Here is a 25,799-nt window from a genome sequence, read left to right as displayed (position 1 = left end):
CGATCATGGCCGAGGCGGCGCGGCGGAGGCCGCGATATCGTCGCCGGTGGGGGCTGAAACGCCGCGCGTAGGATTGATCTTTCTGATCGGGGGCGTGCCATGCAGCCGATGACGCCGATGTACCGCGACGAGGAAGACCTGCGCCACGACGTGCGGGCTGCCTGTGTGCGGGCGTGCAACCTGTGCGCGGAGGCGTGCAACTCGTGCGCCGACGCCTGCCTCGGCGACCCGGCGGTGGCCGAGCTCGTGATCTGCATCCGGACGAACCTGGACTGCGCCGACATGTGCGCCACCGCGGCGGAGATCCTCGACCGGTTCCGGGGCTACCACCCCGAGCTGGCGCGTGCCGTGATCGACGCGTGCGCGACCGTGTGCGACGTCTGCGCCCGGGAGAGCCGCAGCCATGCCGACCGGCACCGGCACTGCGAGATCGCCGCGGACGCCTGCGAGACCGCCCGGGACACCTGTCGGCAGATGCTGGCGGAGCCGGCGCTCGCCTGAGCCGGCGCGGCCGGAATGTGTGCTGCGTCGCATCCGTGCCCCGAATTGTCACGTCCGGACCCGGCTGTCGTGTCGTTCCTGCGGCGGCGACCGCCGGTTGCCGCGACAATGGACCACGGAGGGGCACGACTGATGACTCGGCGGATGAATCTGGGCGAACTGGCGCCCGAGGGCTACCGGGCGGTGCTGGGCCTGGAGAAGTACCTGGCCAAGAGCCTGGACGCCCGGCTGCTGGACCTGGTGAAGCTGCGCGCGTCGCAGTTGAACGGCTGCGCGTACTGCATCGACCTGCACGGCACAGACCTGGTCAAGCAGGGGGCCGACCTGCGCGAGGTGCTGGGGGTCGGCGCGTGGTGGGAGTTCCCGGGCTTCGACGCCCGCGAGCGTGCCGCGCTGGCGCTCACCGACGCGGTGACCAAGCTGGGCGAGCACGGCGTCTCCGACGAGGTCTGGGACACCGCGCGGTCGGCCTTCACCGACAAGGAGGTCGCCGATCTGATCCTGGCGATCGGCACCATCAACCTGTGGAACCGCGTCGGCGTGACCACACGAATGCATCCCGAGGTGTGATGACGGCACATACCGAACTGCGTCCCGCGGACGCGGCGGTCTTCGAGCAGCACCGCGCGGTGCTGCTCGGAGTCGCGTACCGGATGCTGGGCAGCTGGTGGGACGCCGAGGACGTGCTGCAGGACGCCTGGCTGCGCTGGCACGGGGCGGACCGGGCGTCGATCGCCGACCCGCGCGGCTGGCTGGTCACGGTGACCACCCGGCTCGCCCTCGACCAGCTGCGCTCGGCCCGCCACCGGCGGGAGACCTACCCGGGCACCTGGCTGCCCGAGCCGATCCCGGTCGGCACGCAGGTCGGCGACCCGGCCGAGACCGCTCAGCAGCGCGACACGCTGTCCCTGGCGGCGCTGCGGCTGCTGGAGCGGCTCACGCCGCCCGAACGCGGGGTCTACCTGCTCCGGGAGACGTTCGAGCTGCCGTACGCGGAGATCGCGGACACGCTCGGGCTGACCGAGACCAACGCCCGCCAGCTGCACCGCCGGGCGGTCGAGCGGATCGGCGACGACCGGCAGCGCTTCGCGGTGGACGACACCGGACACCGGGCGCTCGTCGACCGCTTCCTGTCGGCCGCGGCCACCGGCGACCGGGCCGGCCTGCAGGCGATGCTGGCCGAGGAGGTCACGCTGTGGAGCGACGGGGGCGGCAAGGCCCGCGCCGCCGTCAACCCGGTGGTCGGCGCGTCGCGGGTGGCCCGTTTCCTGACCGGGGTCAGTGCCAAGGCCGGCGACGTCGAGTGGTGGCTCGTCGAGGTCAACGGTGGCCCGGCCGCGCTGCTGCGGCTGGGCACGCGGTGGTCGCTCGTGAGCTGGGAGAGCGACCACGGCCGGCTCGCCGGCATCCAGCTGCTGGCCAATCCCGACAAGCTGCGCGCCGTCGGCCTGTTCGCCGACGACCGCACGCACCCGGCCGCGGCCCGTACCGCCTGGGCCCGCCTCTGACGCTCAGGTGGCGGTGACCTGGTCGGCCAGGGCCGGCTCGGCGGGGGTGCGGGGAGCCAGCACGGGTGCCGTACGCAGCGGCAGGCCGTGGCGGCGGCGGGCCAGCACCCAGGCCGCGGGGATGAGCGCGACCAGGACGGCGGTGGTGACGCCGACGGCGACGGTGCTCGCGCCGAGCAGCTTCAGGCCGCTCGCGGTCAGCACGACGGTCAGCGCGGCGCGGATCAGCCCGCCCGGCGCGCGGGAGGACACCGCCGCGCCCAGCAGCACCCCCGGCACCGCCCCGGCGACCAGCGCGACGGTCAGCGCCAGCTGGAAGTCCCCGAACAGCAGGTGGGCCAGCGCGGCCGCGCCGACCAGCGGCACCGCCTGCACCAGGTCGGTGCCGACGAGCTGCTGCGGCCGCAGCGCCGGGTAGAGCGCCATCAGCGCGATGACGATCAGCGAGCCCGAGCCGACCGAGGTCACCCCGACGACGAGCCCACCCACTGCTCCGACCAGCACGGTCGGAATTATACGTACGCGAACGGGCGCCGGGGCGCCCTCGACGACCTCCCGCAGCGACGGGTCGGCGATCGCGCGCGCCTGGTCACGCAGCCCGAACCAGGCCTTCACGACCAGGCCGGAGGCGGCCAGCAGCAGCGCCGCGCCCAGCAGCGACTGGATGACCTCGGACATGCCCTCGCCGTCGACCGCCTTGGCGATGAACACCCCAGCGAACGCGGCCGGGATGCTGCCCGCGCACAGCCACAGCACCAGGCGCTTGTCCACGGTGCCGCGCCGCATGTGGACCGCCCCGCCGAACGGCTTCATGATCGCGCTGGCGACCAGATCGCTGGACACCGCGCTCAACGGGGCCACCCCGAACACGAGCACCAGCAGCGGGGTCATCAGCGCGCCGCCGCCCATGCCGGTGAGCCCGACGACGACACCCACGCCGAACCCGGCGATCGCCACCCAGAGATCCATGCGGTGACCCTATCGGCGCGACGTCGGTGGCGCGCGACGGCGTCCCAGCAGTCGAAATGTCCTGAACCTGCCCGCCGCCTTCATTAACTCGCAGTTCACCAGGCATGCATCGGTCCTGGATCCGGCAGTGTGGGACGGCGCAGCGTCGGAAATGAGACCGTCGGGACCTGCCACGCCGGACGTTCGTGTGATCCACCGACTGGACGTTCCGGCGAAAGGAAGGGCACCTTCACATCGCCCTGCGTAGCGGAAGGGCACCTTGTTAACGGGTGACCTGGCCTGAGCTGCGGTGCGGCAGGGGCCGGCAGGCGAGGGCCGGTCGGGTACGGCGCTGCGCGTTAATCTCGGCCGGATGCGTACCGCCGCGCTCCACCGTGCCCTGACCGAACCGGCCGAACCCGACCTGCGCGCCCTGCCCGGCACCGTCGCCGCGCTGCTCACCGAACTCGACGCGCCGCCGCGCCTGGGCGCGCACCTGCGCGCGGTGCACGACGTCGCCGCCCACCTGCTCGACGCGCTCGCCGAGGCATACCCCGGGCTGGCGGTCTCGGCCGAGGAGGTGCTGTTCGGCGCGGCCACGCACGACATCGGCAAGGTCGTGTTCCCGTCCGAACTGTCCGGACCCGGTTCCGCGCACGAGCCCGCGGGCTACGAGCTGCTGGTGGCGCACGGGGTCGAGCCGTGACTGGCCCGGTTCGCCCGCGACCACGGGTCCGGGGCGTACGCCGGGCACAGCACCGAGGACCTGCTGGTCGTGCTCGCCGACAAGGTGTGGAAGGGCAAGCGGGTGACCGCGCTGGAGGACGAGTTCACCACCCGGCTGTGCGCGGTGACCGGCGAGCAGCCCTGGGAGGCGTTCCTGCGCCTGGACGACCTGCTGGAGCGGCTGGCCCGCGACGCCGACGCCCGGCTCGCGTTCCAGGCCCGCCACCCCGTGTAGGTATTTGCCGTTTCGGCAACAGAAGTTGCCGGAATGCGGGCGGCGCGCGCACGGTGGTCGTGGAGGTGGTCGAGATGACCCTTGAGGCGTACGACGTGGTGGTTATCGGCGGCGGGGCCGCCGGGTTGAACGGCGCGCTGACCCTGGCGCGGGCGCGGCGCTCGGTGCTGGTGATCGACGGCGGCGAGCCGCGCAACGCGACCGCGGCCCACATGCACGCGTTCCTGTCGCGCGACGGCATGCCGCCGGGCGAGCTGCTGAAGATCGGCCGGGAGGAGGTGCGCGGCTACGGCGGCGAGATCGTGACAGGCCATGTGATCTCGGCGGTGCGCGAGGACAGCGGTTTCGCCGTGACGCTGGCCGACGGCCGGGTGGTGCGAGCCCGGCGGCTGCTGGTGGCCACCGGCGTGGTCGACGAGCTGCCACCGGTCCCCGGCCTGCGCGAACGCTGGGGTCGGGACGTGCTGCAGTGCCCGTACTGCCACGGCTGGGAGGTCCGCGACCAGGCCGTCGCAGTGCTCGCGACCGGCGCGCACGCCGCCCAGCAGGCGCTGCTCTACCGGCAGTGGACCCCGGACGTGACGCTGCTGCGCCACGCCGGGCCGGAGCCGACCGAGACGGAGCTGACCCAGCTCGCCGCCCGGGGAGTGCGGCTCGTCGCCGGCGAGGTGGCCGGGCTGGAGGTGGCCGGCGACCGGCTGACCGGGGCGCGGCTGGCCGACGGAACGGTCGTGCCGTGCGAGGCGCTGGTGGTGTCGGCGCGGATGACGCCGCGCGCCGCGGTGCTGGAGTCGCTGGGCGTCACGCTGACCGAGCACCCGTTCGGCGCGTACGTCGCCGCGGACCCGACCGGCCTGACCGAGGTGCCCGGCGTGTGGGTCGCGGGTAACGTCACCGACCTCGCCGCGCAGGTCATCCACGCGGCGGCCGGCGGCTCGCGCGCGGCGGCCTTCATCAACTTCGACCTGGTCACCGAGGACACCGCGGCGGCGGTCGCCGCAGCCCTCGCCGCGTGACCGCCACGCCCGCCATGCCCGCCGCATGACCGCGGCCGCGTTTCCGCAGGCAGCGGGCGACTGATGTTGGGAAGGGCACCTTCTACATCGCATAGCGATGTGAAGGTGCCCTTCCTTTCGCCAAGCGCTGGTCAGCGGGGGCGGTAGCGGAGGGCGTCCATGAGGAGGTCGAGTAAGCGGGCGGACTGCTCGGCCTGGGTGGGGTCGGGGGTGGCCAGGGAGACGCCGCCGAGGCTGGCCAGGACGTCTTCGGGGCGGATGTCGGTGCGCACGGAACCGGCTTCGGCGGCTGCGGTCAGCAGGCGGGTCACGGCTTCGATGAGGCGGTCGCGGCTCTGGGCGAACGGGTTGCCGCCGGAGGCGATGACGGCGCGCAGGGCGTCGGCCATGCCCCGCTTGGTGGTCATGTACTCGACGAACAGGTCCATCCAGGCGCGTACCGCCTGGTCCGGCGGCATGGTGTCGAGCAGGGTGGGGGCGGCGTCGCACAGGCGCGCCAGCTCCTTGCGGTAGGCCGCCTCGACCAGCGCCTCGCGGGTGGGGAAGTGCCGGTAGAGGGTGCCGATGCCGACGCCCGCCTGCTTGGCGACGGCGTCCAGGGAGACCTGCGGCCCGTCGTGCGCGAACGCCTGCGCGGCGACCTCCAGGAGGCGCTCGCGGTTGCGCTGCGCGTCGGCGCGCAGGGGTCGGCTCACGGCTCCTCCTTCCAGGTGGTGACGCAGCTCATTGTGCGCATCGGCGTTCCGGTTGCAAAACGGAGGATGCTCCGGTTAGCGTGGAGCAGGTAACGGAGGGACCTCCGGTTGTTGACTGTACCGGAGAGCCCGACCCGGCATCGCCGATCAGAACGGAAAGATCATGAGCACACGTATCACCACCCCGTTCTCCGCCACCTCCACCGCCGCCGAGGTGGTCCAAGGCGTCGACCTCACCGGCCGGCGGGCCGTGGTCACCGGCGGCGCCTCCGGCATCGGCGTGGAGACCGCCCGCGCCCTGGCCGGGGCGGGCGCGGAGGTGACCCTGGCGGTGCGCGACACCGCCGCGGGCGAGCGCACCGCCGCCGACATCACGTCGACCACCGGCAGCAAGGAGGTCCACGTCGCCCGGCTCGACCTCGCCGACCAGGACTCCGTGGCCGCGTTCACCGCGGGCTGGGACGGCCCGCTGCACATCCTCGTCAACAACGCCGGGATCATGGCATCGCCGCTGATGCGCACCCCGCAGGGCTGGGAGATGCAGTTCGCCACCAACCACCTCGGACACTTCGCCCTGGCCCGCGGCCTGCACGGCGCGCTCGCCGCGGCCGGTGGCGCCCGGGTGGTCTCGGTCAGCTCCTCGGCGCACCTGCGCTCGCCCGTGGTGTTCGACGACATCCACTTCACCGAGCGCGAGTACGAGCCCTGGGCCGCGTACGGGCAGTCGAAGACCGCGAACGTGCTGTTCGCCGTCGAGGCGACGAAGCGGTGGGCCGCCGACGGCATCGCCGTCAACGCGCTGATGCCCGGCGCGATCCAGACCAACCTGCAGCGGTACGTCACCGAGGAGGAGCTGAACCGGCTGCGGGCGCAGATGGGCGGCGGCGACTTCCTGTGGAAGACCGCCGAGCAGGGTGCGGCGACGTCGGTCCTGCTGGCGGCCTCGCCGCTGGTGGACGGGGTCGGCGGGCGCTACTTCGAGGACTGCGCCGAGGCCGAGCCGAACGTGGCGGGCAGCCGGCGCGGAGTGGCGGCGTACGCGCTGGACCCGGCCGCGGCGGCTCGGCTGTGGGAGGTCACCGAGCAGACCCTGGCGGCGTGAACGCGGGCGGCCCGTCCCGCTTCCGGGCGGGGCGGGCCGCGCTCCGGGGCTGTCTGATGCGTCACGACCCCTGCCCGGCGGGGGCATTTCGGTCAAAATTGGGGCATGGACGGCTCGGCGCGCCACGCGCACATCCGGACTCCGGACCAGCGGCTACGCGTGTTCATCAGCTCCACGCTGCGGGAACTGGCGGCCGAGCGGCGTGCCGTGGGAAAGGCGATCAGCGCGCTGCGGCTCACCCCCGTCATGTTCGAACTCGGCGCGCGGCCCCACCCGCCCCGTGACCTGTACCGCGCCTACCTGGCGCAGAGCGACGTGTTCGTCGGCCTGTACTGGCAGGAGTACGGCTGGGTCGGCCCCGACATGGACGTCTCCGGCTTGCAGGACGAGCTGGACCTGTCCCGTGACCTGCCGCGGCTGCTGTACGTGAAGACCCCCGCCCCCGCCCGCGATCCACGGCTCACCGACATGCTGAACGGCCTCGAAGAGGAGGCCGCCACGTCGTACCGCCTCTTCGAAACGCCCACCGAGCTGGGCCGGCTGGTCCGCGACGACCTGGCGACCATGCTCAGCGAACGCTTCGTCACCGCGTCGGCCGCACCCGCCGCCGCGCCGCCGCAGCCGACCCCGGTCCGCGGGACACGACCCCTGCCGATCGGCGTGACCTCCTTGATCGGGCGCGAGGAGGCGATCGCCGAGGTGGCGGAGCTGCTCGACCGGCCCGACGTACGGCTGGTGACGCTGACCGGTCCCGGCGGCATCGGCAAGTCCCGGCTGGCGCTCGCCGTCGCCGAACGGGTACGCGAGCGGTTCGACGCGGGCCCGGTGTTCGTGTCGCTGGCCGAGTTCACCCAGCCGGAGGCGGCGCTGGCCGCGATCGGGCGGGCGGCGGGCGCGAGCATGGGCGCGCAGGCCTCACCGCTGCAGCTGCTCGGCGACCACTTCGGCGACGGCCGGTGGCTGCTCGTGCTGGACAATCTGGAGCAGGTCGATCTCGCACCCAGCCTCGACGACCTGCTGGCCCGCTGCCCTGGCGTGGTGATCGTCGCGACCAGCCGCCGGGTGCTGCGGCTGCGCGCCGAGTGGGAGTACGAGGTGCCGCCGCTGGCCGTGCCGGAGGAGGCCGACGTCGACGCCATGCCGCTGGCGGAGCTGGCGGAGAGCGCGGCCGTGACCCTGTTCGCCGAGCGGGCCCGCGCGGTGCGCCGCTCGTTCGCCCTCACCGAGGCCAACATCGGCGCGGTGGTCCGGATCTGCCGCCTGCTCGACGGCATCCCCCTCGCGATCGAACTGGCCGCGGCGCGTATCCGGCTCAAGGACCCGGAGACCCTGCTGGAGAAGCTGACCGCGTCGCTCGGCGTGCTCGGTGCGGGGCCCGTCGACCTGCCCGAACGCCAGCGGACCCTGCACGCCACGGTGGAGTGGAGCGTGGGCGTGCTGCCGGAGACCGAGCGCCGGATGCTGCAGACGATGGCGGTGTTCGTCGACGGCTGGACCGTCGAGGCCGCCGCGCACGTGGCGGGGCTGGCCGAGCACGAGGCCCTGGAGCTGATCGACACGCTGCACCAGCACAGCCTCGTGCACGTCGACATCACCGAGGCCGGGCCGCGGTCGCGGCTGCTGGTCATCGTGCGGGAGTTCGCCGCGGAACAGCTGGCCGCCCGCGACGACGGCGCCGAGATCGCCCGCCGCCACGCCGAGTACTTCCGCCGGCTCGTCGAACGCGCCGACCGGCCGATGCGCGGCACCGGACACCGGGAGTGGGGCGACCGGCTGGAGGCCGAGACGGGCAACCTGTCCGCCGCCGTACGCTGGCACCTCGATCACGACGAGGCGCGGCTGCCCGGCATGTTCCGCCAGCTGTGGCTGTTCCTGTCGCTGTGGGAGCACCTCGCGCAGGCCCAGCCGTGGGTCCGCCGGCTGCTCGCCGACCTGGACACCTTCGACCGCCGCTCGCAGGTCGAGCTGCTGTGGACGGCGGCGGTGATGGGGGACAACCTGGGCGACGACACGGGCGCGCTGTGGGCGTACGAACGCCTCAAACCGCTGGCAGTCGACGTCGAGGACCCGTTCCTGCGGGCGCTGGTGCACCTGGCGCTGGCCTGGACCGCGCCCGTCGACGACGATCTGGACACGGCGCTGCGCGAGGCGATGCTGAGCCTGGAGCTGTTCCGCGGCCAGGACGAGCCGTTCTGGACGGCGCTGGTGCTCACCGCGGCCGGCACGATGGAGTGCGTGCTGGGCCGCTACGACGACGCCGGACAGCACCTGGCCGAGGCGGACGGGCTGGCCCGGCGCATCGACAACGCCTGGCTGACGTCCTGGGCGTGCGCGCAGCGCGGTGTGCTGTCCGTCCTGCGCGGACAGGCGACGCAGGCGCGGCCGCTGCTGGAGGAGGGCCTGCGGCTCAGCCTCCAGATCAACAACGCCCGCAGCCTCAGCCTCTGCCTGGCGGGCTTCACCCAGCTCGCGATGGTCGAGGGCGACTTCGTCCGGGCGGCCGTGCTCGGCTGCGCGGCCGACGGCCTGCGGGACCGCACCGGCATCCAGCTGTGGCCGATGCTGCGCCGGCACCGCGCCGACCGGCGTGAGCGCATCCGCGCCGCGCTCGGCGACGAGCGCTTCGACCGCCTCTGCGCCTTCGGCGGGCAGCTCAGCCGCCGGGACGCGGTCGCCGCGATGCGCGGCGAACTCGACTTCACCACGGCCCTCGCCTGACCCCGGCCGCTCGGGCGCGGGTCACTCGGCCAGGAAGTCGACGATCGCGGTGGTGAAAGCGTTGGGGGCGTCGCGGCGTACGCAGTGGCCGGCGCCGGTGACCCGGAGCGCGTCGAAGTCACCGCCGGCGGCGTCGGCGCAGTCCTCGGCGTCGGACTCCGACAGCAGGCCGCCGCGGGCGACCTCGCCGTAGAGCAGCAGCGTCGGGCAGGCCACCCCGGCCAGCGACTGCAGCAGCGACGGGCCCGGCTCGTATGGCAGGTCGTAGAAGCGCGAATCGAACTCGCCCTTGCTGACGGCCCACGGCTCGTACTCGGCGTCGGGCCAGCCCGGGTTGTCGGCGCGGCCCTTGGCGATGCGTGCCTCCAGGTCGAGCGCCTGGAGCTCGGCCAGCCAGGACGGCATGCCGTCGGCGGCCAGGGTGTGGTGCGGGCCGGGCGGGTCCTCCAGCACCAGCGCCCGGACCAGCTCCGGGCGGGCGGCGGCCAGCGCGGCGGCGGCCAGCGCGCCCATCGAGTGCCCGATCACGACGACCGGCGGCAGCTTCAGCGCGTCGAGCACCAGGGCCGCGTCCGCGGCGTTGGCGGCCGTGCCGGTGGGCCCGTCGGGCAGCTCGGACGAGCCGTGGCCGCGGGCGTCCAGGGTGATCGCGCCGGTGTGCGCGGTCAGGGCCGGCAGCACCGGGTCCCAGCACGCGCCCGAGTCGGAGAAGCCGTGCAGGAGCAGCAGACCCGGCTCGCCGCCGTGGCGCTCCCAGGCGAGGTGAGCGGTGCGCACCGAGGACCTCCCAAGAAGATGATCCGGCCGACCATACACCGGAAGATCGGTGACGGGGTCGCAGCGCGCGGGAGGCCGGGCCGACGTGCGGCGGAGCGGGGCTCCGCCGCACGTCGGAGGTGATTACGAAGCGGTGCAGGAGAACGTGGTCGGCAGGGCGGTGTTGCCGTTGGGACGGCTCGCCTGGAAGCCCCACGAGGCGGTCTGGCCCGGCGCGAGCGCGCCGTTCCAGTTCTGGTTGGTCTCGGTCACGTTCTGGCCGCTGACCACGGCCGGCTGCGGCCAGGAGCCGGTGTGGGCGTGGCCGGACGGCAGGGTCGCCGTCGACGCCCAGCCGTTGATCGTCGACGAGCCGGTGTTGGTGACCGTCACCTGCAGCACGTACCCGTTGTTCCACTGGCTCTGCACCGAGGCGGTCGTCGTGCAGCCCGACCCGCCGCCGCCACCGGAGGTGGTGGTGACGTTGACGATGCCGGAGTAGCCGGACGTGCCCGCCGAGTTGGAGGCGCGTACGCGGTACCGGTACGTGGTGTTGGCGGCCAGGCCCGAGTCCGTGAACGAGGTCGAGCTGGTGGTACCGACCTGGCTGAAGCTGGTGCTGCTTGCGCCGGTGGCCCGCTCGATCAGGTAGCTGCTGACCGTGCCGGAGGACGCCGACCAGCTCAGCGAAGCGCCGCTGGAGGTGACCCCGGACGCGGTCGGCGTGCCCGGCGTGCCCGGGACCTGCGTGCCGCCGCCGGTGGTGGTGACGTTGACGATGCCGGAGTAGCCGGACGTGCCCGCGGAGTTGCTCGCCCGCACCCGGTAACGGTACGTGGTGTTCGCGGCGAGGCCCGAGTCGGTGAACGACGGCGAGGACGACGTGCCGACCTGGCTGAAGCTGGTGCTGCTCGCGCCGGTGGCCCGCTCGATCAGGTAGCTACTGACCGTGCCCGACGAGGCAGACCAGCTCAGGGACGCGCTGCTGGAACCCACGTTGGACGCGGTCGGGGTGCCGGGCGTGCCGGGCGGCTGGGTGCCGCCGCCGGTGGTGACACCCGCCGAGAACGAGTTCACGGTCAGGCCCACGCCGCCGATCCACGGCTCGAATCCGGCCTGGACGCTGGTCAGGTACCAGTTGCTGTTGCCGTACTGCGAGCCGCGGGTGAACGTGTCGCGGACGAAGTCCATCACGTCGAAGCTCAGCGAGTTGATGACCGAGCCGGTGAACAGGTACGACACCACGTTGTTGGCGCCGTTGCTGCCGGTCCAGACGGCCCAGCTGCGCCCGGCGATGCTCGCGGTGCCGGTCTGCGAGCCGATGGGCTGGATGCTGCCCTGCCGGTTGAACCAGATCATGATCTCGGTGTCCTGGACGCCGGAGACGTTGGTGTCCGCGTTCAGCCAGATGTCGTACGACGCGTTGTAGGTGCCGCTGCCGGGGTACGAGTAGCTGATGCTGCTGTTGGCGGTGCCGATGGTGCTGAGCTGCTTGGGCAGCGGGGAGCTCGGGCTGCAGTTGGAGTAGTGGCAGCCCAGGAAGATGGACGGGTAGGACACCGGCGCACCCGAGGTGCTGCCGACGCCGTCCTGCTGGGTGATGCTGAACCCGTTGCTGGTGGTGTTGATGCACTGGGTGGCGCTGGTGCCCCACCGGTTGTTCTGGATCACGTAGCTGCCGGCGACCACGGTGCCGTACTGCTCGCAGATGGTCGCGGCCTGGGCGGGCTGCGCCGCGAGCAGGCTCATGGCGGTGGCGGCGACGGTCAGCGCGAGGGCGGACAGGGCGGTGGTGAGGCGATGCCTTCTGCTCGTCGTGGCGTGCATGTCACTCCTTGGGCAGGGGAGGAGAGATCGGGATGTGCCAGGACTGGGAGCGCTTCCACCGGACACCATAGGCCATCGTCGAACTGCCTGTAAACAAAACCATTGACGGTAATCAGTTTCGTGGAAGTTACACGCGCGCCAAGGTTTCGTTACCTTTCGGACCGCTGCGGGCCACCCGTGCACCGGATGCGAGGATGCGGGTTCGAGTCTGGGGAGGGGTACGACGGTGGGAGATCTGCAGCGGCTGCGCGAGGTCGCGGCACAGGTGTACGGCTGGACGGAACTGCGCCCGGCGCAGGAGGAGGCGATGGCCCACGTGACCGCGGGCCGCGACACGATCGTGGTGTCGCCGACCGGCTCCGGCAAGTCCGCCATCTACCAGGTCCCGGCGCTGGTCGTCGGCGGGCCGACGATCGTGGTGTCGCCGCTCATCGCGCTGCAGCGCGACCAGGTCAAGAACCTCGTCGACCGGGGCGCGCCGGACGCGCACGTGGTCAACTCCGCGCGCAGCGCCCGCGACAACGCGGCCGCGTTCGACGCGATCCAGGCCGGTGACGCCGAGTTCCTGTTCCTGGCGCCGGAGCAGCTGGCCAAGGACGAGGTCGTGCAGCAGCTGCTGGAGGCCAAGCCGTCGCTGTTCGTGGTGGACGAGGCGCACTGCGTCTCCTCCTGGGGCCACGACTTCCGGCCCGACTACCTGCGCCTCGGCGAGGTCATCGAGCGGCTCGGCCACCCGACCGTGCTGGCGCTGACCGCCACCGCGTCGCCGCCGGTGCGCGCCGACATCGTCGAGCGGCTGCGCATGCGCGACGCGGTGCAGCTGGTCAAGGGGTTCGACCGGCCCAACATCCGGCTGGAGGTGTCCCGCGAGATCACCGAGCGGGAGAAGCGCCGCGAGATCATCGAGCGCATCATCGCGCTGGACCCGCCGGGCCTGCTCTACGTGCAGACCCGAGGCGAGACCGAGGAGTACGCGCAGGCGCTGCGCGAGGCCGGGGAGGAGGCGTACGCGTACCACGCGGGCCTGAGCTCCTCGGAGCGCTCGGCGGTGCACGACGCGTTCCTCGCCTCGGACCGGGTCGTGGTCGTCGCGACGTCGGCGTTCGGCATGGGCATCGACAAGCCGAACGTGCGCTTCGTCGTGCACGCCGCGCCCGCCGAGTCGCTGGACTCCTACTACCAGCAGATCGGCCGCGCCGGCCGCGACGGCGACCCGGCCACCGCCGTGCTCTACTTCCGGCCCGAGGACCTTCGCCTGCCGCGCTTCTTCTCCTCCGGCACCGTCGACGAGGAGCTGCTCACCCGCGTCGGCGCGGGCGTGCTCGCCGCCGACGGCCCGGTGCGCATCGACGACCTGGTGGAGGAGCTGGACGTGACCCGCGCCCGGGTCACCCGCTCGATCAACCTGCTGCAGGAGGCCGGGGCCGTGCTCACCACCGGCAAGGGCGTGCGGTGGACCGGCGGCGAGCTGGCCGACGCGGTCGCCGCGGCCGCGGTCGAGGCGGCGCAGATGCGCACCATCGAGCTGACCCGGGTCGAGATGATGCGGGGGTACGCCGAGACCGACGACTGCCGCCGCCAGTTCCTGCTCGGCTACTTCGGCGAGGACCTGGTCGACACCTGCGGCAGCTGCGACACCTGTGCCGCGGGCACCGCCGACGCGCAGTCCGACGTGGACACCGGGTTCCCGGTGCAGTCGCGGGTGACCCACGCCGAGTGGGGTCCGGGCGTGGTCATGCGCGAGGAGAACGACCGCATCACGGTGCTGTTCGACGAGGTCGGCTACCGCACCCTGTCCCTGAAGGCGGTCCGCGCCCGCAACCTGCTCAACCCGGCCTGACCCGGGCGAGCCGTGTGACATCGACCGATGTCACACGGCTCGGTCAGGGTGCCGGCGATGCTGTTCCACGGAGTGTTCAGCACGACCGGACCGGACGTCGAAGCTTCGAAACATTTACGAAAACCAGAGACCTCCGATCGGAGGCGGGTTTAGCGTCGGGCACCCGCACGGCTCCACCGACCATTTCGGAGTAGTGATGACCCGTTCCCTCTCTGGGCGTGGGCGGCTCGCGGCTGCCCTCGCCGTGGCGGCCACCGCCCTGACGATGCTCGTCGCGCCGCCCGCGCACGCCGCCGTCAGCGGCCGCAACCTGCCCGCCGACGGCAAGGTCCGGCTGTTCATGGGCCAGGATTCCACCACGCTGGCCGACTACAAGCGCGACGTGCTCGACCCGACGCCGTCCGCGCCCCGTCCCGGCGGCGTCACCCTGTACACCAACCTGGTGCTCGGCGGCACGCCCGGCCCGCTGGGCGGCTTCTACGGCCCGGTCGACTACGGCTCGGGCGTGTACGACTTCCCGGCCACGCTCAGCCAGTACCCCGGCGCGTCCCTCGCCGTGGGCCTGTACCTGTCGGACGCGACCTCCGGCTGCGGCAACCAGCCGCTGCGCGCCATCATGGGCCGCAACGACGCCGACGTCACCAGCGGCAACCCCAACCTGATCACGTCGTACCGGGCCAAGGTCGACGAGATGGTGAACTGGCTCAAGAACACCGGCCGCGAGGTGTTCCTGCGCATCGGCTACGAGTACGACGGCCCGTGGAACTGCTACAACGCCGACTTCTACAAGGAGGCGTTCCGCTACATCAAGGGCCGCATCGACGCGCTCGGCGCGACGCGGGTCGCCACGGTGTGGCAGTCGGCCGCGTGGCCGCTCGACGAGCACCCGAACAACCCGGAGTACCACTACATCGTCACCGCGGCCAACCACTTCGACGTGTGGTACCCGGGGGACGCGTACGTGGACTGGGTCGGGCTGTCGGCGTTCTACGGTGCGACGTACAACCAGGTGCAGTGGGCCTGCAAGACGCCCGCGACCTCGCCGCGCGCGCTGCAGGACCGGGTGCTGAACTTCGCCCGCGCCCGCAGCAAGCCCGTCATGATCGCCGAGGCGTCGCCGCAGGGCTTCACCACCGGCGCGAAGACCCGCAGCTGCATCTTCAACAAGAGCCCGCAGGCGACCACCGCCGACGCCATCTGGAACACCTGGTACGCCGACTTCTTCGGCTACATCGCGGCGAACACCGACGTGATCCGGGCCGTGGCGTACATCAACACCAACTGGGACGCCCAACCCAACTGGCAGTGCAACGGCGCCCCGGCGGGCCAGCCGGGCTGCGCCAACGGCTACTGGGGCGACTCGCGCATCCAGGCCGACGCGACGATCCGCAGCCGCTTCCTGGCCGAGCTGGCCAACCCGCGCTGGGTCAACGGTTCCGGCAGCACCAACCCGGAGCGCACCATCCGGGGCGTCGGCTCCAACCGCTGCCTGGACGTGTCCGGTGGCCGCACCGCCGACGGCACGAAGATCCAGCTGTGGGACTGCCTGAACAACCCGGCGCAGAAGTGGCGGATCGAGTCCAACGGCTCGCTGGTCAATCCGAACTCGGGCAAGTGCCTCGACGTGGCCGGCGGCGCGACCGCCAACGGCACCATCGTCCGGCTGTGGACCTGCCTCGGCAACGGCGCGCAGCGCTGGACGGTCAACGCCAACGGCACCATCGTCAACCCGCAGTCGGGCAAGTGCCTCGACGCCGACGGGTGGGGCACCGCCAACGGCACCCAGATGATCATCTGGACCTGCGGCAGCCCGGTGCAGTCCAACCAGAACTGGGTCGTGTCCTGACATACCACCGGTGACACCGGCGCCCGGTGCCGGTGGGCAGGACGACGCCCGGCCGCGGTGGAACCGCACCACCGCGACCGGGCGTCGTCGACGCGGCCGGCGAGCCTCGGGGCAGGGGCCCGCCGGCCGCGGGCTCAGCTCGCGCAGACCGCGAACGCCCGCACCTTCCAGTTGCCGCTGAAGCCGTTGTCGTCCTCGGTCGCGCTCGCCGTCACCGAGGTGCTCGACACGGCGTGCATGGCGGTCAGCCGCACCTGGCCCTCGCCGCCCAGGATCTCCGCGCCGACCCCGTGCACCTTGCGCCCCGCGGAGCAGGTGACCGTCACCGACTGCGTGCTGCTGGAGCTGTACGCGCTGTCGTCGAGCAGCCGCTCGTAGCCCGCCGGCTGGTCCGCGCAGATCGCCCGCGCCTGCACCTGCCAGTCGCCGGCGAAACCGGTGCCGTCCTCGGCACCGGTGACCGTGACACTGCTGGTGTCGATCCGCAGGTCCTCCAGGATCAGCTCGCTGACCGACGCGCCGCTGACCGCGCCGCCCACCCCGAGGGCCACCTTGCCGAGCGGGCAGCTGACCAGGTGCGATTTGTCGGACGGCGAGGACCAGGCCGAGCTGCCGGCGACCACCTGGTAGCCGGCCGGAGCCGGCGCGCACAGCACGGTCGTGGTCAGCGACCAGCGCAGTCCGGTGCCGCTCTCGTCCTCGCGGCCGGTGACCGACCAGGTGGTGTTCTCGGACACGGGCAGCATGAAGTCCATGCCGATGTGGCCGGTCGCGCCGGACACGGCACCGCCGCCGCCGAGCGCGACGGTGCCCGCCGGGCAGGTCTTGTTCTGGGTCTTGGGGACGGTGTCACTCGGGCCGGTCGCCGTCTGGCGGGTAAGCCCCGAGACCGCCGTGGCCGGTGCCGCCAGGGCGAGCTGGCTCACCGCGAGGGCGCTCAGCGCCAGACCGGCGGCCAGCGCCGCGCGGGTCAGTCGGTGGTGGGTCGCTCGTGCCTGCATCGAAGCCTCCTGTATCGGTTAGGAGGCTTCAACGTATGAACGCGAGCGGGATTCGTTTGTGGACTTATCCACACAGCGGCGGTGGCGATGATTACAGCGACAGGTTTCTGACCTGCGCAAAGTCGCCGATCTGACGGAACGGCAGGGCTGCGCGCGGGCCGCCCCCGCGCGCAGCCGTGCCTCACTTCTGCGCGGCGCGCAGCTGCAGCCCGTGCCCGCCGGGGCCGGTGAGCGTCAGCCGGTCGGCGGTGACCTCCCAGGTCACGTCGCCCTTCAGCGTCTCCAGCACGGCCCGCTCCAGCCGGTTGACGTCCTCGGCGCAGGCCATCCTCGTGGTGAAGAGGTCGCCGAAGGTGATCGTCTTCTCGGCGAGCACGGCCGGGCCGCCGAGGGTGTTGCAGCCGGTGTTGCCCTGCACCCTGCCGTCGGCGAACTCGAGGTAGGCGGTCGCGCCGTTCGGGACCGAGCTCGCGCTCTGCCCGTCGAGCACGGTGTCGACCTGCCAGCGCACGCCGGTCAGCGGCCGGTCCGGCTCGGCGGACTCCTGGTCCAGCATGGTGACCTCCATGGTGTCGGTGCGCAGGGTCAGCTTGTCGCCGGACAGCTCCCAGCGCGGCCCGGCCTGGAGGAAACCGGAGACCAGTTCGTCCTGCTGGTGCCGTGCCGGGTCGCAGCCCATGTCGGTCATGCTCACGTCGCCGGTCATCCGCAGGCGGCCACCGGACAGGTCGGCGTCGCCGCCCATGCCGTTGCAGCCGGCGGTGGCCCCGACGTGGCCCTTGTCGTCCACCGTGAGCCGGATCCGGGTGTTCTTGGCCAGTTCGTAGGGTTTGCCGTCCTTGACGACGGCGGTGGACAGGAACGTCCGCCCGGCCAGGACGGCGCCGTCGTCGGGCGGGCCGTCCGCACCGGCGTCGAGGGGCTGCGCGCACGCGGCGAGCAGCAGGACAGTCAGCAGCGGCACTACGCGCACGGGTTTCACGTTACCTTCGACCGCCGAGACGCCCGATGGGTTCCACGGCCCGCCCGGACGACCGGAGTGGCTGTCGCCTCCGGGCGTCCGGGCGCGCTACGGCTCTCGGGTCAGCAGTACTCCCGCTGCACCCGCACGGCCACCGCGGGAGCGTCCGCACCGAGGGTGAGGCCGCAGCGGACGGCTCCGATGTCGGGCATGGCCCAGGAGGTGACGGTGCCGGTGAAGCTCCGCCCGTCGGCGCACGTCGCGGTGACGCCGTGGGACTGGCGCAGCACGGCGGCGTAGCCGAGGAGCGTTCCGGGCTTGCGCTCGATGCCGCTCAGGAACGCGTCCACGCTGGGCAGTCCCTGGTGCGGTGCGGCGGCGACCGCGTCGCCGTGCTGCAGGGCGAGCGCTTCGAGCACCGCGCGGGTGTCCGGCCCGGGCCCGGTCAAGGTGACCGCGGGGACGACCGGCTGGTCGATCAGCACGGTGTTCTCATACTCCGCCGTGTCGGCGACCTTGATCCGGCGTACGGCGGTGAGCACCTGCTCGGCGGGCGCGGCGCCCTTGGTGAGGGCCACCTGCTTGAGCAGGCATGCGGCCTGCGGGGACGGCGGGGCGGAGCCGTCCGGCGCCGGTGATTCGGGTGCCGTGCAGGCCGCCACGGCCGCGAGGGCGGCCACGGCCACGGCGATCATCGTTGTCTTCATGGGTGGGCTCCTGAGCACGGCCGGGCGGCGGGGGCGCCGCCGCCCGGCGGAAACGGGTTGTTACCAGGTGCCGTCGCAGAGGCGGGCCTTGGCGACGTAGGCCATCGAGCCGGACGGAGCCGACAGGTCACAGCGCTGCACGCCGGTCTCCGGGACCTCGTTCCACGACTTGACGCTGCCCTCGCCCTTGGTCTGCATGGTGCCGCTGGTCGTGCAGTAGTACTTCCCCCAGTTGGCGGAGACCGTCAGGTAGCCGCGGTAGGCGATGAGGTACTTGCCGTGCGGGAGCGTGGCGGTGATGCCCACGTCGGTGCCGGACGTCGAGGCGTACTCGCCGGCGACGGTGACGCTCGCCGAGGCCTCCAGCTTGGCGAAGATCGTGCCCGCCTCGCCCTTCACCCCGGCGGTGACGCTGATCGACGCGGTGATGGTCGAGTGGTGCTTGGCCACGAAGCTCGTGGTCACGTTCGAGCCGCTGCCGTTGTAGTAGCGCTCGCCGTGGGTCAGCTCCTTGGGTTTGGAGACGTTGGTCATCGAGTACCAGGTCTCGCCCAGGTTGTCGCAGAGCAGAGCCATCGGGGTGACGTCCTCGGCAGCCGCCGGGGTGGCGGCGATGGCCGAAGCGCCGAAGGCGAGGGCGACGGCGAGGAGTACCTTGGATAGGGTTCTCACTTCGATCCTCCAGATCGCGTAAGGGAACAGCGCGGCTGCGGTGTTTGCCCACCGCAGCCGCATTTCGTTCGTACGGCGACCGTCGTTCGATCGCCGTGCCGGGGATCGTAGGGCGACCGCAGGTCTTCTTTCAGCCCCTGCCGGCGGCGGAACGTCATCACGCAGGGTCACCATCACCGATCGTGGCTGCCCATTCAAATGTCCTGATGTCCCCGGCTTTCACGGGGACAGGAATCGGACAGCGCCGCCGACCGGAATCACGCCGAGTCAAGGTCACGAATTGGCAACAGGAGGCGGCCGAACTGCGAGGACGCCCGGACCGCGGCAACGGTCCGGGCGTCCTCGCAGTTCATGCGCGGTGCGTGGTTGGCAAGGGCACCTTCCTCTACGTATGGCGATGGGAGGGTGCCCTTCCTTCGGTCAGGCGCGGCAGGGGGTGCCGGCGGGGTGGGTGGGGGTGCCGGTCACGCCGGCCTTGGCTTCGCCGATGACGAGGTCGGTGAGCAGGGTGTCCAGGACCAGGGCCTGCTGGGTGACGCCGGTGGCGGTGGTCGTGGTGCTGTTGAGCTTCAGGCTGCCGACCACGAGCGGGATGGTGACGGGGCCGCTGCCGACGGTGACCGTCGCGCCGTTGATCTTCAGGTTGGTGATGGTGGACGAGCCTGCGAACTGTGGGACCAGGCCGCCGGGTCCGGTCGCGCAGGTCGCCGAGGCGGTCGCGTTGATGTAGCCGACCTCGATGGTGACCAGGCCCGCGACGGTGATCTTCGTGGAGCCCGCGGCCGACGTGGCGACGGCCTTGTCGCCGGCGGCCGGGGTGGCGCTCTGGCTGTCGGGGGTCAGGTCGGTGCTCGCGGACAGGCCCGTGGTCTTCACGGTGACCAGGCCGGCGTTGAACGTGTTGTCGGGGCCGGCCGCGGTGGCGTCCACGCACGGCGAGTTGGCCGGATTGGCCTGGGCGGCGAGCTGGCCGGCCAGGTTCAGGGCGGTCGCCGAGCAGGTGAACGCGCCGTCGCGGTCGTTGTCCACGATGGTCGCCTCACCGGACGGGTCGGTCAGCCCCGCGCCGCTGGGTGAGCTGAGGCCCAGCTTGAAGGTCTCGTTCAGCTCGTCGACGGCGTCGTCGGCGATCGGCACGGTGACCGTCTTCAGGGTCTCGTTCGGGGCGAAGGTGAGCACGCCGCTCTTGGCGGTGTAGTCGGCCGCTCCCGCGCTGCCGGTCGTGGTCGCGTAGCTGACGCTCACCGGGAACGGGGCGGGCACGGACAGGGTGACGGTGAAGTCGACGGAGCCGGCTCCCTCGTTGACCTGGACGTCGTACACGCTCAGGCCGGGCACGTGCACGGTCAGGGTCTGCACGTAGCCGCGGCTGGTCCCGTCGATCAGGAAGTCGACCTCGCAGTGGTACGTGCCGCCCGCGGCGCCGCCGTCCACCTCGACGGTCTCGCTGAACGCCGCGTCGTCGCCGCTGGTCACGGTGCGCGAAGCGGGGGACAGCGACAGCGACAGCGGGTCGTCGCAGTCCGCGCTCGGCGTCACCGTCACCTCGATGGCCTGGATGCCCGCCAGGATCGCGTCGGAGACCTCGCCGGCGGGCACGTTGTCGAGGAACACGCCGTCGGTGGCGTCGGTGACGGCCTTGATCTGGCCGCCCTGGTTCAGGCCGCCGCCTGCGCCGACGTTGACGGCGACCACCCGTACGTCGGCCGCCTGGAGTGCGGCGATGACCTCGGCGCGGGTGTGGCCGTTGCTCGGCTCGTGCGACGGCGCGTCACCGAAGATGACGACGATGCGGGTCCCGTCGGGGCGGAACGTGACCGCGCCGGTGGCGAGCTGGTAGAGCGCGTTGAGCCCGTCCTCGGCGAAGTCGCCGCCGCCGCCGGCCGTCCAGGCGTTCACGCCGGCCTGCACCAGCGCCGGGTCGGCGGTGAGCCCTTGGTCGACGGCGAACGGCACCGCGTCCCCGGCGTCGCGGTAGTTGGCCGCCGCGAACTGTGCGCCGGACTGCGCGCCGCTGACTGCGGTGACGATGTCGGCGGCGTTGACCTTCACGTTGGCGATGGCCGAGCCCATGCTGCCGGTGGTGTCGGCGAGCAGCACGATGTCGGGCTTTGGCGGCACCGTGGGTGTGTGCACCACCTTGGCGATCGTGGCGGTGCCGCCGGGCGGCAGGGTGCGGGTGACGGCGGCCGGCTCGACGCCGGGTTCGGCGGCGTGCGCCGGCGGCGCCGGCTGGGAGAGCAGACCCCACGCCGCCAGGGCGGCCACCGCCAGAGCGTTCACGCCCCACCGGTGCGTAGCCTTCCGCCTGTGCAGGTGCAACATCTGGCACATCCTTTCGGGCAGCCTGCCGCCTCCGGCGGTCGCCGGAGCGGGTGGCTGCTGGGTGTGCCTAGAGTCAAATCGATGAATCTCCGCCCCATCAACGCTTGACTATCCGGTACGGCGCGATTAAGTGACTGGGTGTGCGAGCGTGACCGCGATGTGTGACGGCGGCCGATCGCTCCGTTCGGCGTAACCTGATCGGACTACGCTGGGCCCGACCCCGGTGACGTGAAGTGAATGAGGGCCGGGTGCACGGGTGACGGCTATCGGATAGCGGGGAGTGGCGATGGAACGCGGGCCGCTGGTGATCGCGGTGGCGCAGCCGCCGACCGTGGCGTACGACGTGGCCGCCAACGCGGTCGAGCACGCCGCCGCGGTACGGGCCGCGCAGGCCAGGGTGGTCGTGTTCCCGGAGCTGTCGCTCACCGGCTACCAGCTCGACGCGCCCGCGATCACGCCCGGCGACCCGCGGCTCGCCCCGCTGTCGCAGGCCTGCGCCGAGACCGGCACGCTGGCGCTGGCCGGCGCGCCGGTGTGGGACACGGCCGGTCACGCGTACATCGCGACCCTCGCCGTGGACGGCGACGGGGCCCGGGTCGCGTACCGCAAGGTGCACATCCACGACTCGGAGGAGCGGTTCAGCCCCGGCGACGGACCGGCCGTGGTCGAGGTCGACGGCTGGCGGCTGGGCCTGGCGATCTGCCGCGACACCAGGTTCGCCGAGCACGACGCCGCGACCGCCGAGCTGGGCATGCACGTGTACGTCGCCTCCGTGCTCGACCATGCCCGCGACGCGCACGTGCCCGCCGAACGCGCGCGCCGCGTCGCCGCCGACCGGGGCGTCTGGGTCGCCACGGCGAGTTTCGCGGGCTCCACCGGCGGCGGCTTCGACCAGGCCGCGGGCGGCTCGGCGATCTGGTCCCCGGACGCCACGGCACTGGCCGAGGCGGGTCCGGAACCGGGCGCGATCGCCCGCGCGACCCTGGGATAGCGCTTTAGCGGCAAATTTGAGACAAGCCTTCGTGTGGAGCTGAGTACAAAGGAGCTCTCGAGGCAGACAGCACCGATCTGACGAACTGGCTTCTACTCGGCTACCTGCAGCTGCTGCGAGGGTGCGAGGGTGCTGCCCAGCAGACATGGCTGCAAGCTGTCGAACCATCGGCAAGGACACCGTCGGTGCAAATCATCGGACCATCGCTCGGGCGGCGAACTCTACGCCGCCACCCATGACCGGACCACCGCCGTGAAATGCGTCGACTACCTCGTCGTCAAAGACACCAACGGCTACATCCGCTACCGACATTTTCATGCGCTCGCCGAGCTAGGCGACGCAACCGCAGCAGTCGAGATGCTCGACTCCGCCGTGACCTGTGGATTTATGTCCCTTCAATTACTGCGCCAAGAAGAGATCCTCGGGCCGCGGCGTCTTGATGGGCCGTGATCCTTGCCGGCTGGAAAGCCCCGCTGGGCAGGCTGCATGCTCTCGCGGGTCAGATCCTGCAGATCGGCGCCCGATGGCGGCCCCATCCGGACCTGGCGGTGCTGCTCACCGACGACCTCGACGTCTGCGTCCAGCGGTTCACCGAGCGCACCGGTACCCCGGTTACCGGGCACGACCGGCAGCTGCTGGCGACGGTGGAACAGCTCTACCGCTCGCGGGCGGCCGCCGACGACCGCTGGTGGCACTGCCCCGTGGCGGGGCGCAGCGACGACGAGGTCCTCGATGCGCTGCAAGCGGCGTGCGACCGGCTGCTGACGGCGCCAGTGTGGGGAGGGTGACCATGATCCGCGACGTGGATGTGCTGTGGGCGCTGCGCTCACCCTGCAACCTCGGCTGCAGATACTGCTACTTCGGCACCCTGCTGGAGCACCGCGAGCAGCCGGTCGTCCAGATCGGGCAGCTGTCGCACCTGTCCAGAGCCGATCTCGGCTTCGCTGACCTCGCCGCCTTCGCGGACACCCTGGCGCAGTCGCCGGTGCGGAGGGTGTTTCTCGCCGGCGGTGAGCCGCTGATCTGGCCACCGGTCTTCGACCTCATCGAGCGGATCAAACGCGCCGGGGTCGAGGTGGTCGTCTGCACCAACGGCGTCCCCCTCAACCGTCCGGAGACGGTGCTCCGGCTGCTCAAACTCGACATCGACGCGGTGTCGGTGTCACTGGACTCGGCCGAACCGGGTCACAACGACCGGTGGCGGCCGTCGCATAACGGCAAGGACGGCTGGGACAGGATGATCGCCGGTATCACCGCGCTGCTGGCCGCGCGGGGGAGACGCACTGCCCCCGCGGTGGGCATCTACAGCGTGATCACTGCGCAGAACCTCGATGCCGTCACCGAGGTCGCGCATCTGGCAGCCGACCTGGGCTGTGACTACTTCGTGCCGCAGCCGTTGTCGCTGGAACCCGGCCACGCTCTGGACACCGAGCTATCCCTGACCGCCGCGCACTATGACGTGCTGGCCGCGCAGTTCACCAGGCTGTACGAGACGTCGCAGCTGAGGCTGCCCGACCGTGACTACCCGGGTCGGGTGCTGGAGGCAGTCTCCGCCACCGAGCCGGGGTTCGTCGCCCAGTGCTTCGCGGGCCGTTACCTGTTCTTCGTCGAGCCGGACGGCAGCGTATGGCCGTGCCCTTCCAGCCTGAAGATCGGCTCCCTGTCCAGCGTTGCCTCAGGCACCTCACACCAAGGTCCGATGCGCTCGGGAGCGCAGATGGACAGATCGCACCAGGCGCAGCACCCCGATCAGCCGTCAGTTGTCGTCCATTCAGAGGCGCGGACGGAACCGCCTGTGATCCTGTTGGCACCTTCACCCGAACGCCAACACGGCGTCGACGCGCCACCGGTATGGTAGGCGCAATGCCGCCACCGCCCCCGTACTCGGTGTTGCCCGACGGCGACCCTATCGGTGCCATGATCTTCGACTGGGACGGCACACTCGTGCAGTCCGCCACAATCACAGCCCCTTGACTGGGGGTCAAGGGGTCGTCGGTTCGAATCCGGCCAGCCCGACAGCTAAGAGGGTTTCCGCTGGTCACGGACCACGGAGACCCTCTTTTTGTGTACCAGGATCGTCGGCCGAAGTCGAGTACACCGTTGGTGGACCCCTTGACTAGGCAAGGTGCAAAGTGACGACTCTCAATGTCGCGAAGGTCTTCGAAGGCCTCCCGCGGACCTGGGCCGGCTTCCTGCAGGACTGGGACCGCACCATGCGCTCGCGCAACCACCCCGACACCACCCGCTACAACTACGTCCTGGCCGCCGCCCAGCTCGCCCGCTATCTCAAGGAGCACTCGCCCGACTTCGAGTCCGATGCCGCGGCCGATGACCCGACCCAGGTCACTAAGCGTCACGTAGAGGCATTCCAGGCATGGGTGATCGAGACCCGGTCGGCGTCGACGGCGTTGAACAAACACAAGTCCCTGCAGCAGTTCTTCAAGTGGCTGGTCGTCGACGAGGAGGAGCTGGACCGCTCGCCGATGGACCGCGTCGGCCAGCCCAAGACCCCGCAGAAGCTCATCCCCGTGCTCAGCGACGACGACACCAAGAAGGTCCTCGACCTGTGCAAGGGAAAATCCTTCGCGAACCTTCGCGACCAGGCGATCATCCGCCTGCTGTGCAACACCGGCGCCCGCCTGTCCGAGGTCGGCGACCTGGCCCTCGACGACATTGACCTCGCCACCGAGTCGGTGCGTTTCCGAGGTAAAGGAGCCAAAGACCGGCGGGTGCGGTTCGGGCCGAAGACCGCCCGAGCGCTGAGCCGATACCTGCGGGCTAGAGCGACCCACCGAGGCAACGAGCTGCCATTCCTGTGGCTGGCCGACCGCGGCGGCCGCCGGCTCGCCCCGAACGGCATCAAGATCATGCTGCGCCGACTGGGGGAGAAGGCTGGCATCGAACGCCTGCACGCCCACCGCTGGCGGCACAGCTACGCCCACGAGTGGAAGCGGGCCGGCGCCGACACCGGCGACCTCATGCTGGTGCTCGGCTGGACCTCCGACGCGATGCCCCGGCACTACGGGCGCAGCGCCGCCGCCGAACGTGCACTGGAGACCCAGCAGCGGCTCGGCATCGGCGAGCGCGTCTGACCAGCCAACCGGCGCAGTAAAGGGTGCGCTCCGCGCAGAGCGCACCCTTGCGTGTGTCATTCCGACCGCCGTGAGCGGCTCGATCGTTCGGCCAGCTGCAGCATGTAGGCCTTGATCGCGTGCTTGACACGATCGTCCCGTTCCTCGGCGGGCAGTACGCCGTCCGGGTCGACCTGACGTTCGAACCTGGCTCGGAACGCCTGCCGAGCAGGCGCGGTCCGCGCCGACCGATCGGCGGTGTTGGCCCACGAGGTGTGCACGGCAACTCGAGCGCGTCGACGACGTTGGGCAGCGGTGAGGCCGGTCTTCGACTCGAGGGAATCGGCGGTGTC

At 71.6% G+C, this 25,799-nt stretch carries 25 protein-coding genes; 15 read left to right on the top strand and 10 right to left on the bottom strand.

Features of this window, described 5'->3' with window-relative positions; translation table 11 throughout:
* Positions 1-108 precede the first annotated feature (108 nt).
* The 3 genes from Cco03nite_RS38000 to sigJ all read left to right on the top strand — a co-directional run bounded on the left by Cco03nite_RS38000 (position 109) and on the right by sigJ (position 2,009).
* Positions 109-501: a four-helix bundle copper-binding protein gene (locus Cco03nite_RS38000; RefSeq protein ID WP_203698877.1), complete on the top strand. Its 393-nt coding sequence runs from the start codon at positions 109-111 to the stop codon at positions 499-501.
* A gap of 144 nt (positions 502-645) precedes the next feature.
* Complete coding sequence (locus Cco03nite_RS37995) at positions 646-1,071, top strand: carboxymuconolactone decarboxylase family protein (RefSeq protein WP_203698876.1); 426 nt, start codon at positions 646-648, stop codon at positions 1,069-1,071.
* Positions 1,071-2,009, top strand: coding sequence for an RNA polymerase sigma factor SigJ (gene sigJ / locus Cco03nite_RS37990; RefSeq protein ID WP_203698875.1), 939 nt, complete (start codon positions 1,071-1,073; stop codon positions 2,007-2,009). Before Cco03nite_RS37995 ends, sigJ begins: the two co-directional genes overlap by 1 nt.
* A gap of 3 nt (positions 2,010-2,012) precedes the next feature.
* Here sigJ and Cco03nite_RS37985 read toward each other — a convergent pair whose 3' ends face one another.
* Positions 2,013-2,978 carry a sulfite exporter TauE/SafE family protein gene (locus Cco03nite_RS37985; RefSeq protein WP_203698874.1) on the bottom strand — a complete coding sequence of 322 codons (966 nt, stop codon included), beginning with the start codon at positions 2,976-2,978 and terminating at the stop codon, positions 2,013-2,015.
* 352 nt (positions 2,979-3,330) lie between these two features.
* Here Cco03nite_RS37985 and Cco03nite_RS42685 point away from each other — a divergent pair, with 352 nt between their 5' ends.
* The 3 genes from Cco03nite_RS42685 to Cco03nite_RS37975 all read left to right on the top strand — a co-directional run bounded on the left by Cco03nite_RS42685 (position 3,331) and on the right by Cco03nite_RS37975 (position 4,934).
* Complete coding sequence (locus Cco03nite_RS42685) at positions 3,331-3,663, top strand: HD domain-containing protein (RefSeq protein WP_239167987.1); 333 nt, start codon at positions 3,331-3,333, stop codon at positions 3,661-3,663.
* Positions 3,664-3,732: 69 nt separating this feature from the next.
* Positions 3,733-3,918: a hypothetical protein gene (locus Cco03nite_RS42680; protein WP_239167986.1), complete on the top strand. Its 186-nt coding sequence runs from the start codon at positions 3,733-3,735 to the stop codon at positions 3,916-3,918.
* A 65-nt stretch (positions 3,919-3,983) separates the two neighbouring features.
* Positions 3,984-4,934 carry an NAD(P)/FAD-dependent oxidoreductase gene (locus Cco03nite_RS37975; protein ID WP_373314428.1) on the top strand — a complete coding sequence of 317 codons (951 nt, stop codon included), beginning with the start codon at positions 3,984-3,986 and terminating at the stop codon, positions 4,932-4,934.
* Between the two features lie 131 nt (positions 4,935-5,065).
* On the opposite strand, the gene Cco03nite_RS37970 is transcribed toward Cco03nite_RS37975, so the two are convergent.
* A complete protein-coding gene (locus tag Cco03nite_RS37970) occupies positions 5,066-5,629 on the bottom strand; it encodes a TetR/AcrR family transcriptional regulator (RefSeq protein ID WP_239167985.1) in 564 nt (187 codons plus the stop codon).
* Between the two features lie 163 nt (positions 5,630-5,792).
* Here Cco03nite_RS37970 and Cco03nite_RS37965 point away from each other — a divergent pair, with 163 nt between their 5' ends.
* Both Cco03nite_RS37965 and Cco03nite_RS37960 read left to right on the top strand, forming a co-directional pair.
* Positions 5,793-6,731 carry an SDR family NAD(P)-dependent oxidoreductase gene (locus Cco03nite_RS37965; protein ID WP_203698872.1) on the top strand — a complete coding sequence of 313 codons (939 nt, stop codon included), beginning with the start codon at positions 5,793-5,795 and terminating at the stop codon, positions 6,729-6,731.
* Positions 6,732-6,836: 105 nt separating this feature from the next.
* The gene (locus Cco03nite_RS37960; RefSeq protein WP_203698871.1) at positions 6,837-9,449 is read left to right on the top strand and encodes a DUF4062 domain-containing protein; all 2,613 of its coding nucleotides are present in this window, start codon (positions 6,837-6,839) and stop codon (positions 9,447-9,449) included.
* A 21-nt stretch (positions 9,450-9,470) separates the two neighbouring features.
* Here Cco03nite_RS37960 and Cco03nite_RS37955 read toward each other — a convergent pair whose 3' ends face one another.
* Together Cco03nite_RS37955 and Cco03nite_RS37950 are read right to left on the bottom strand one after the other, a co-directional pair.
* Entirely contained in the window at positions 9,471-10,226 is a 756-nt protein-coding gene (locus Cco03nite_RS37955; protein ID WP_203698870.1) for an alpha/beta fold hydrolase, read from the bottom strand.
* Between the two features lie 123 nt (positions 10,227-10,349).
* A complete protein-coding gene (locus tag Cco03nite_RS37950) occupies positions 10,350-12,032 on the bottom strand; it encodes a GH12 family glycosyl hydrolase domain-containing protein (RefSeq protein WP_203698869.1) in 1,683 nt (560 codons plus the stop codon).
* 226 nt (positions 12,033-12,258) lie between these two features.
* Between Cco03nite_RS37950 and Cco03nite_RS37945 the strand changes: the two genes are divergently transcribed.
* Together Cco03nite_RS37945 and Cco03nite_RS37940 are read left to right on the top strand one after the other, a co-directional pair.
* On the top strand, positions 12,259-13,872 hold the full coding sequence (locus Cco03nite_RS37945) for a RecQ family ATP-dependent DNA helicase (protein ID WP_203698868.1): 1,614 nt from the start codon (positions 12,259-12,261) through the stop codon (positions 13,870-13,872).
* A 196-nt stretch (positions 13,873-14,068) separates the two neighbouring features.
* On the top strand, positions 14,069-15,718 hold the full coding sequence (locus Cco03nite_RS37940; RefSeq protein ID WP_239167984.1) for an RICIN domain-containing protein: 1,650 nt from the start codon (positions 14,069-14,071) through the stop codon (positions 15,716-15,718).
* A 134-nt stretch (positions 15,719-15,852) separates the two neighbouring features.
* On the opposite strand, the gene Cco03nite_RS37935 is transcribed toward Cco03nite_RS37940, so the two are convergent.
* From Cco03nite_RS37935 to Cco03nite_RS37915, 5 genes are all read right to left on the bottom strand, one after another.
* A complete protein-coding gene (locus tag Cco03nite_RS37935) occupies positions 15,853-16,719 on the bottom strand; it encodes a hypothetical protein (protein ID WP_203698867.1) in 867 nt (288 codons plus the stop codon).
* Between the two features lie 181 nt (positions 16,720-16,900).
* Positions 16,901-17,692: an META domain-containing protein gene (locus Cco03nite_RS37930; protein WP_203698866.1), complete on the bottom strand. Its 792-nt coding sequence runs from the start codon at positions 17,690-17,692 to the stop codon at positions 16,901-16,903.
* A gap of 110 nt (positions 17,693-17,802) precedes the next feature.
* Positions 17,803-18,387, bottom strand: a complete 585-nt coding sequence (locus Cco03nite_RS37925) for a hypothetical protein (protein WP_203698865.1) — start codon at positions 18,385-18,387, stop codon at positions 17,803-17,805.
* A gap of 60 nt (positions 18,388-18,447) precedes the next feature.
* Entirely contained in the window at positions 18,448-19,059 is a 612-nt protein-coding gene (locus tag Cco03nite_RS37920) for a hypothetical protein (protein ID WP_203698864.1), read from the bottom strand.
* Positions 19,060-19,479: 420 nt separating this feature from the next.
* The gene (locus tag Cco03nite_RS37915; protein ID WP_203698863.1) at positions 19,480-21,342 is read right to left on the bottom strand and encodes a Calx-beta domain-containing protein; all 1,863 of its coding nucleotides are present in this window, start codon (positions 21,340-21,342) and stop codon (positions 19,480-19,482) included.
* A 328-nt stretch (positions 21,343-21,670) separates the two neighbouring features.
* Here Cco03nite_RS37915 and Cco03nite_RS37910 point away from each other — a divergent pair, with 328 nt between their 5' ends.
* From Cco03nite_RS37910 to Cco03nite_RS37890, 5 genes are all read left to right on the top strand, one after another.
* Complete coding sequence (locus Cco03nite_RS37910) at positions 21,671-22,375, top strand: carbon-nitrogen hydrolase family protein (protein WP_203698862.1); 705 nt, start codon at positions 21,671-21,673, stop codon at positions 22,373-22,375.
* A 129-nt stretch (positions 22,376-22,504) separates the two neighbouring features.
* Positions 22,505-22,825 carry a hypothetical protein gene (locus Cco03nite_RS37905; RefSeq protein WP_203698861.1) on the top strand — a complete coding sequence of 107 codons (321 nt, stop codon included), beginning with the start codon at positions 22,505-22,507 and terminating at the stop codon, positions 22,823-22,825.
* The gene (locus Cco03nite_RS37900) at positions 22,822-23,163 is read left to right on the top strand and encodes a hypothetical protein (RefSeq protein ID WP_203698860.1); all 342 of its coding nucleotides are present in this window, start codon (positions 22,822-22,824) and stop codon (positions 23,161-23,163) included. The genes Cco03nite_RS37905 and Cco03nite_RS37900 overlap by 4 nt, the downstream gene beginning before the upstream one ends.
* A gap of 20 nt (positions 23,164-23,183) precedes the next feature.
* A complete protein-coding gene (locus tag Cco03nite_RS37895; protein ID WP_203698859.1) occupies positions 23,184-24,233 on the top strand; it encodes a radical SAM protein in 1,050 nt (349 codons plus the stop codon).
* Between the two features lie 274 nt (positions 24,234-24,507).
* The gene (locus Cco03nite_RS37890; RefSeq protein ID WP_239167983.1) at positions 24,508-25,467 is read left to right on the top strand and encodes a tyrosine-type recombinase/integrase; all 960 of its coding nucleotides are present in this window, start codon (positions 24,508-24,510) and stop codon (positions 25,465-25,467) included.
* Positions 25,468-25,523: 56 nt separating this feature from the next.
* Here the strand turns inward: Cco03nite_RS37890 and Cco03nite_RS37885 are convergent.
* The coding region (locus Cco03nite_RS37885) for a hypothetical protein (RefSeq protein ID WP_203698858.1) at positions 25,524-25,799 on the bottom strand (276 nt) is incomplete at its 5' end.

Origin of the sequence: Catellatospora coxensis (genome assembly GCF_016862635.1) — a bacterium.
Taxonomy (GTDB): domain Bacteria; phylum Actinomycetota; class Actinomycetes; order Mycobacteriales; family Micromonosporaceae; genus Catellatospora; species Catellatospora coxensis.
The sequence above is the reverse complement of the archived record's forward strand: the minus strand, read 5'-3'. Positions and strand labels throughout refer to the sequence as shown.

Excerpts from the sequence above, each read along its gene's own strand:
- Cco03nite_RS37935 (WP_203698867.1), bottom strand. The coding sequence starts at position 16,719 with ATGCAGGCACGAGCGACCCACCACCGACTGACCCGCGCGGCGCTGGCC.
- sigJ (WP_203698875.1), top strand. The coding sequence starts at position 1,071 with ATGACGGCACATACCGAACTGCGTCCCGCGGACGCGGCGGTCTTCGAG.
- Cco03nite_RS42685 (WP_239167987.1), top strand. The coding sequence starts at position 3,331 with ATGCGTACCGCCGCGCTCCACCGTGCCCTGACCGAACCGGCCGAACCC.
- Cco03nite_RS37910 (WP_203698862.1), top strand. The coding sequence starts at position 21,671 with ATGGAACGCGGGCCGCTGGTGATCGCGGTGGCGCAGCCGCCGACCGTG.
- Cco03nite_RS37940 (WP_239167984.1), top strand. The coding sequence starts at position 14,069 with ATGACCCGTTCCCTCTCTGGGCGTGGGCGGCTCGCGGCTGCCCTCGCC.
- Cco03nite_RS37960 (WP_203698871.1), top strand. The coding sequence starts at position 6,837 with ATGGACGGCTCGGCGCGCCACGCGCACATCCGGACTCCGGACCAGCGG.
- Cco03nite_RS37995 (WP_203698876.1), top strand. The coding sequence starts at position 646 with ATGAATCTGGGCGAACTGGCGCCCGAGGGCTACCGGGCGGTGCTGGGC.
- Cco03nite_RS38000 (WP_203698877.1), top strand. The coding sequence starts at position 109 with ATGACGCCGATGTACCGCGACGAGGAAGACCTGCGCCACGACGTGCGG.
- Cco03nite_RS37925 (WP_203698865.1), bottom strand. The coding sequence starts at position 18,387 with ATGAAGACAACGATGATCGCCGTGGCCGTGGCCGCCCTCGCGGCCGTG.
- Cco03nite_RS37965 (WP_203698872.1), top strand. The coding sequence starts at position 5,793 with ATGAGCACACGTATCACCACCCCGTTCTCCGCCACCTCCACCGCCGCC.
- Cco03nite_RS37950 (WP_203698869.1), bottom strand. The coding sequence starts at position 12,032 with ATGCACGCCACGACGAGCAGAAGGCATCGCCTCACCACCGCCCTGTCC.
- Cco03nite_RS37985 (WP_203698874.1), bottom strand. The coding sequence starts at position 2,978 with ATGGATCTCTGGGTGGCGATCGCCGGGTTCGGCGTGGGTGTCGTCGTC.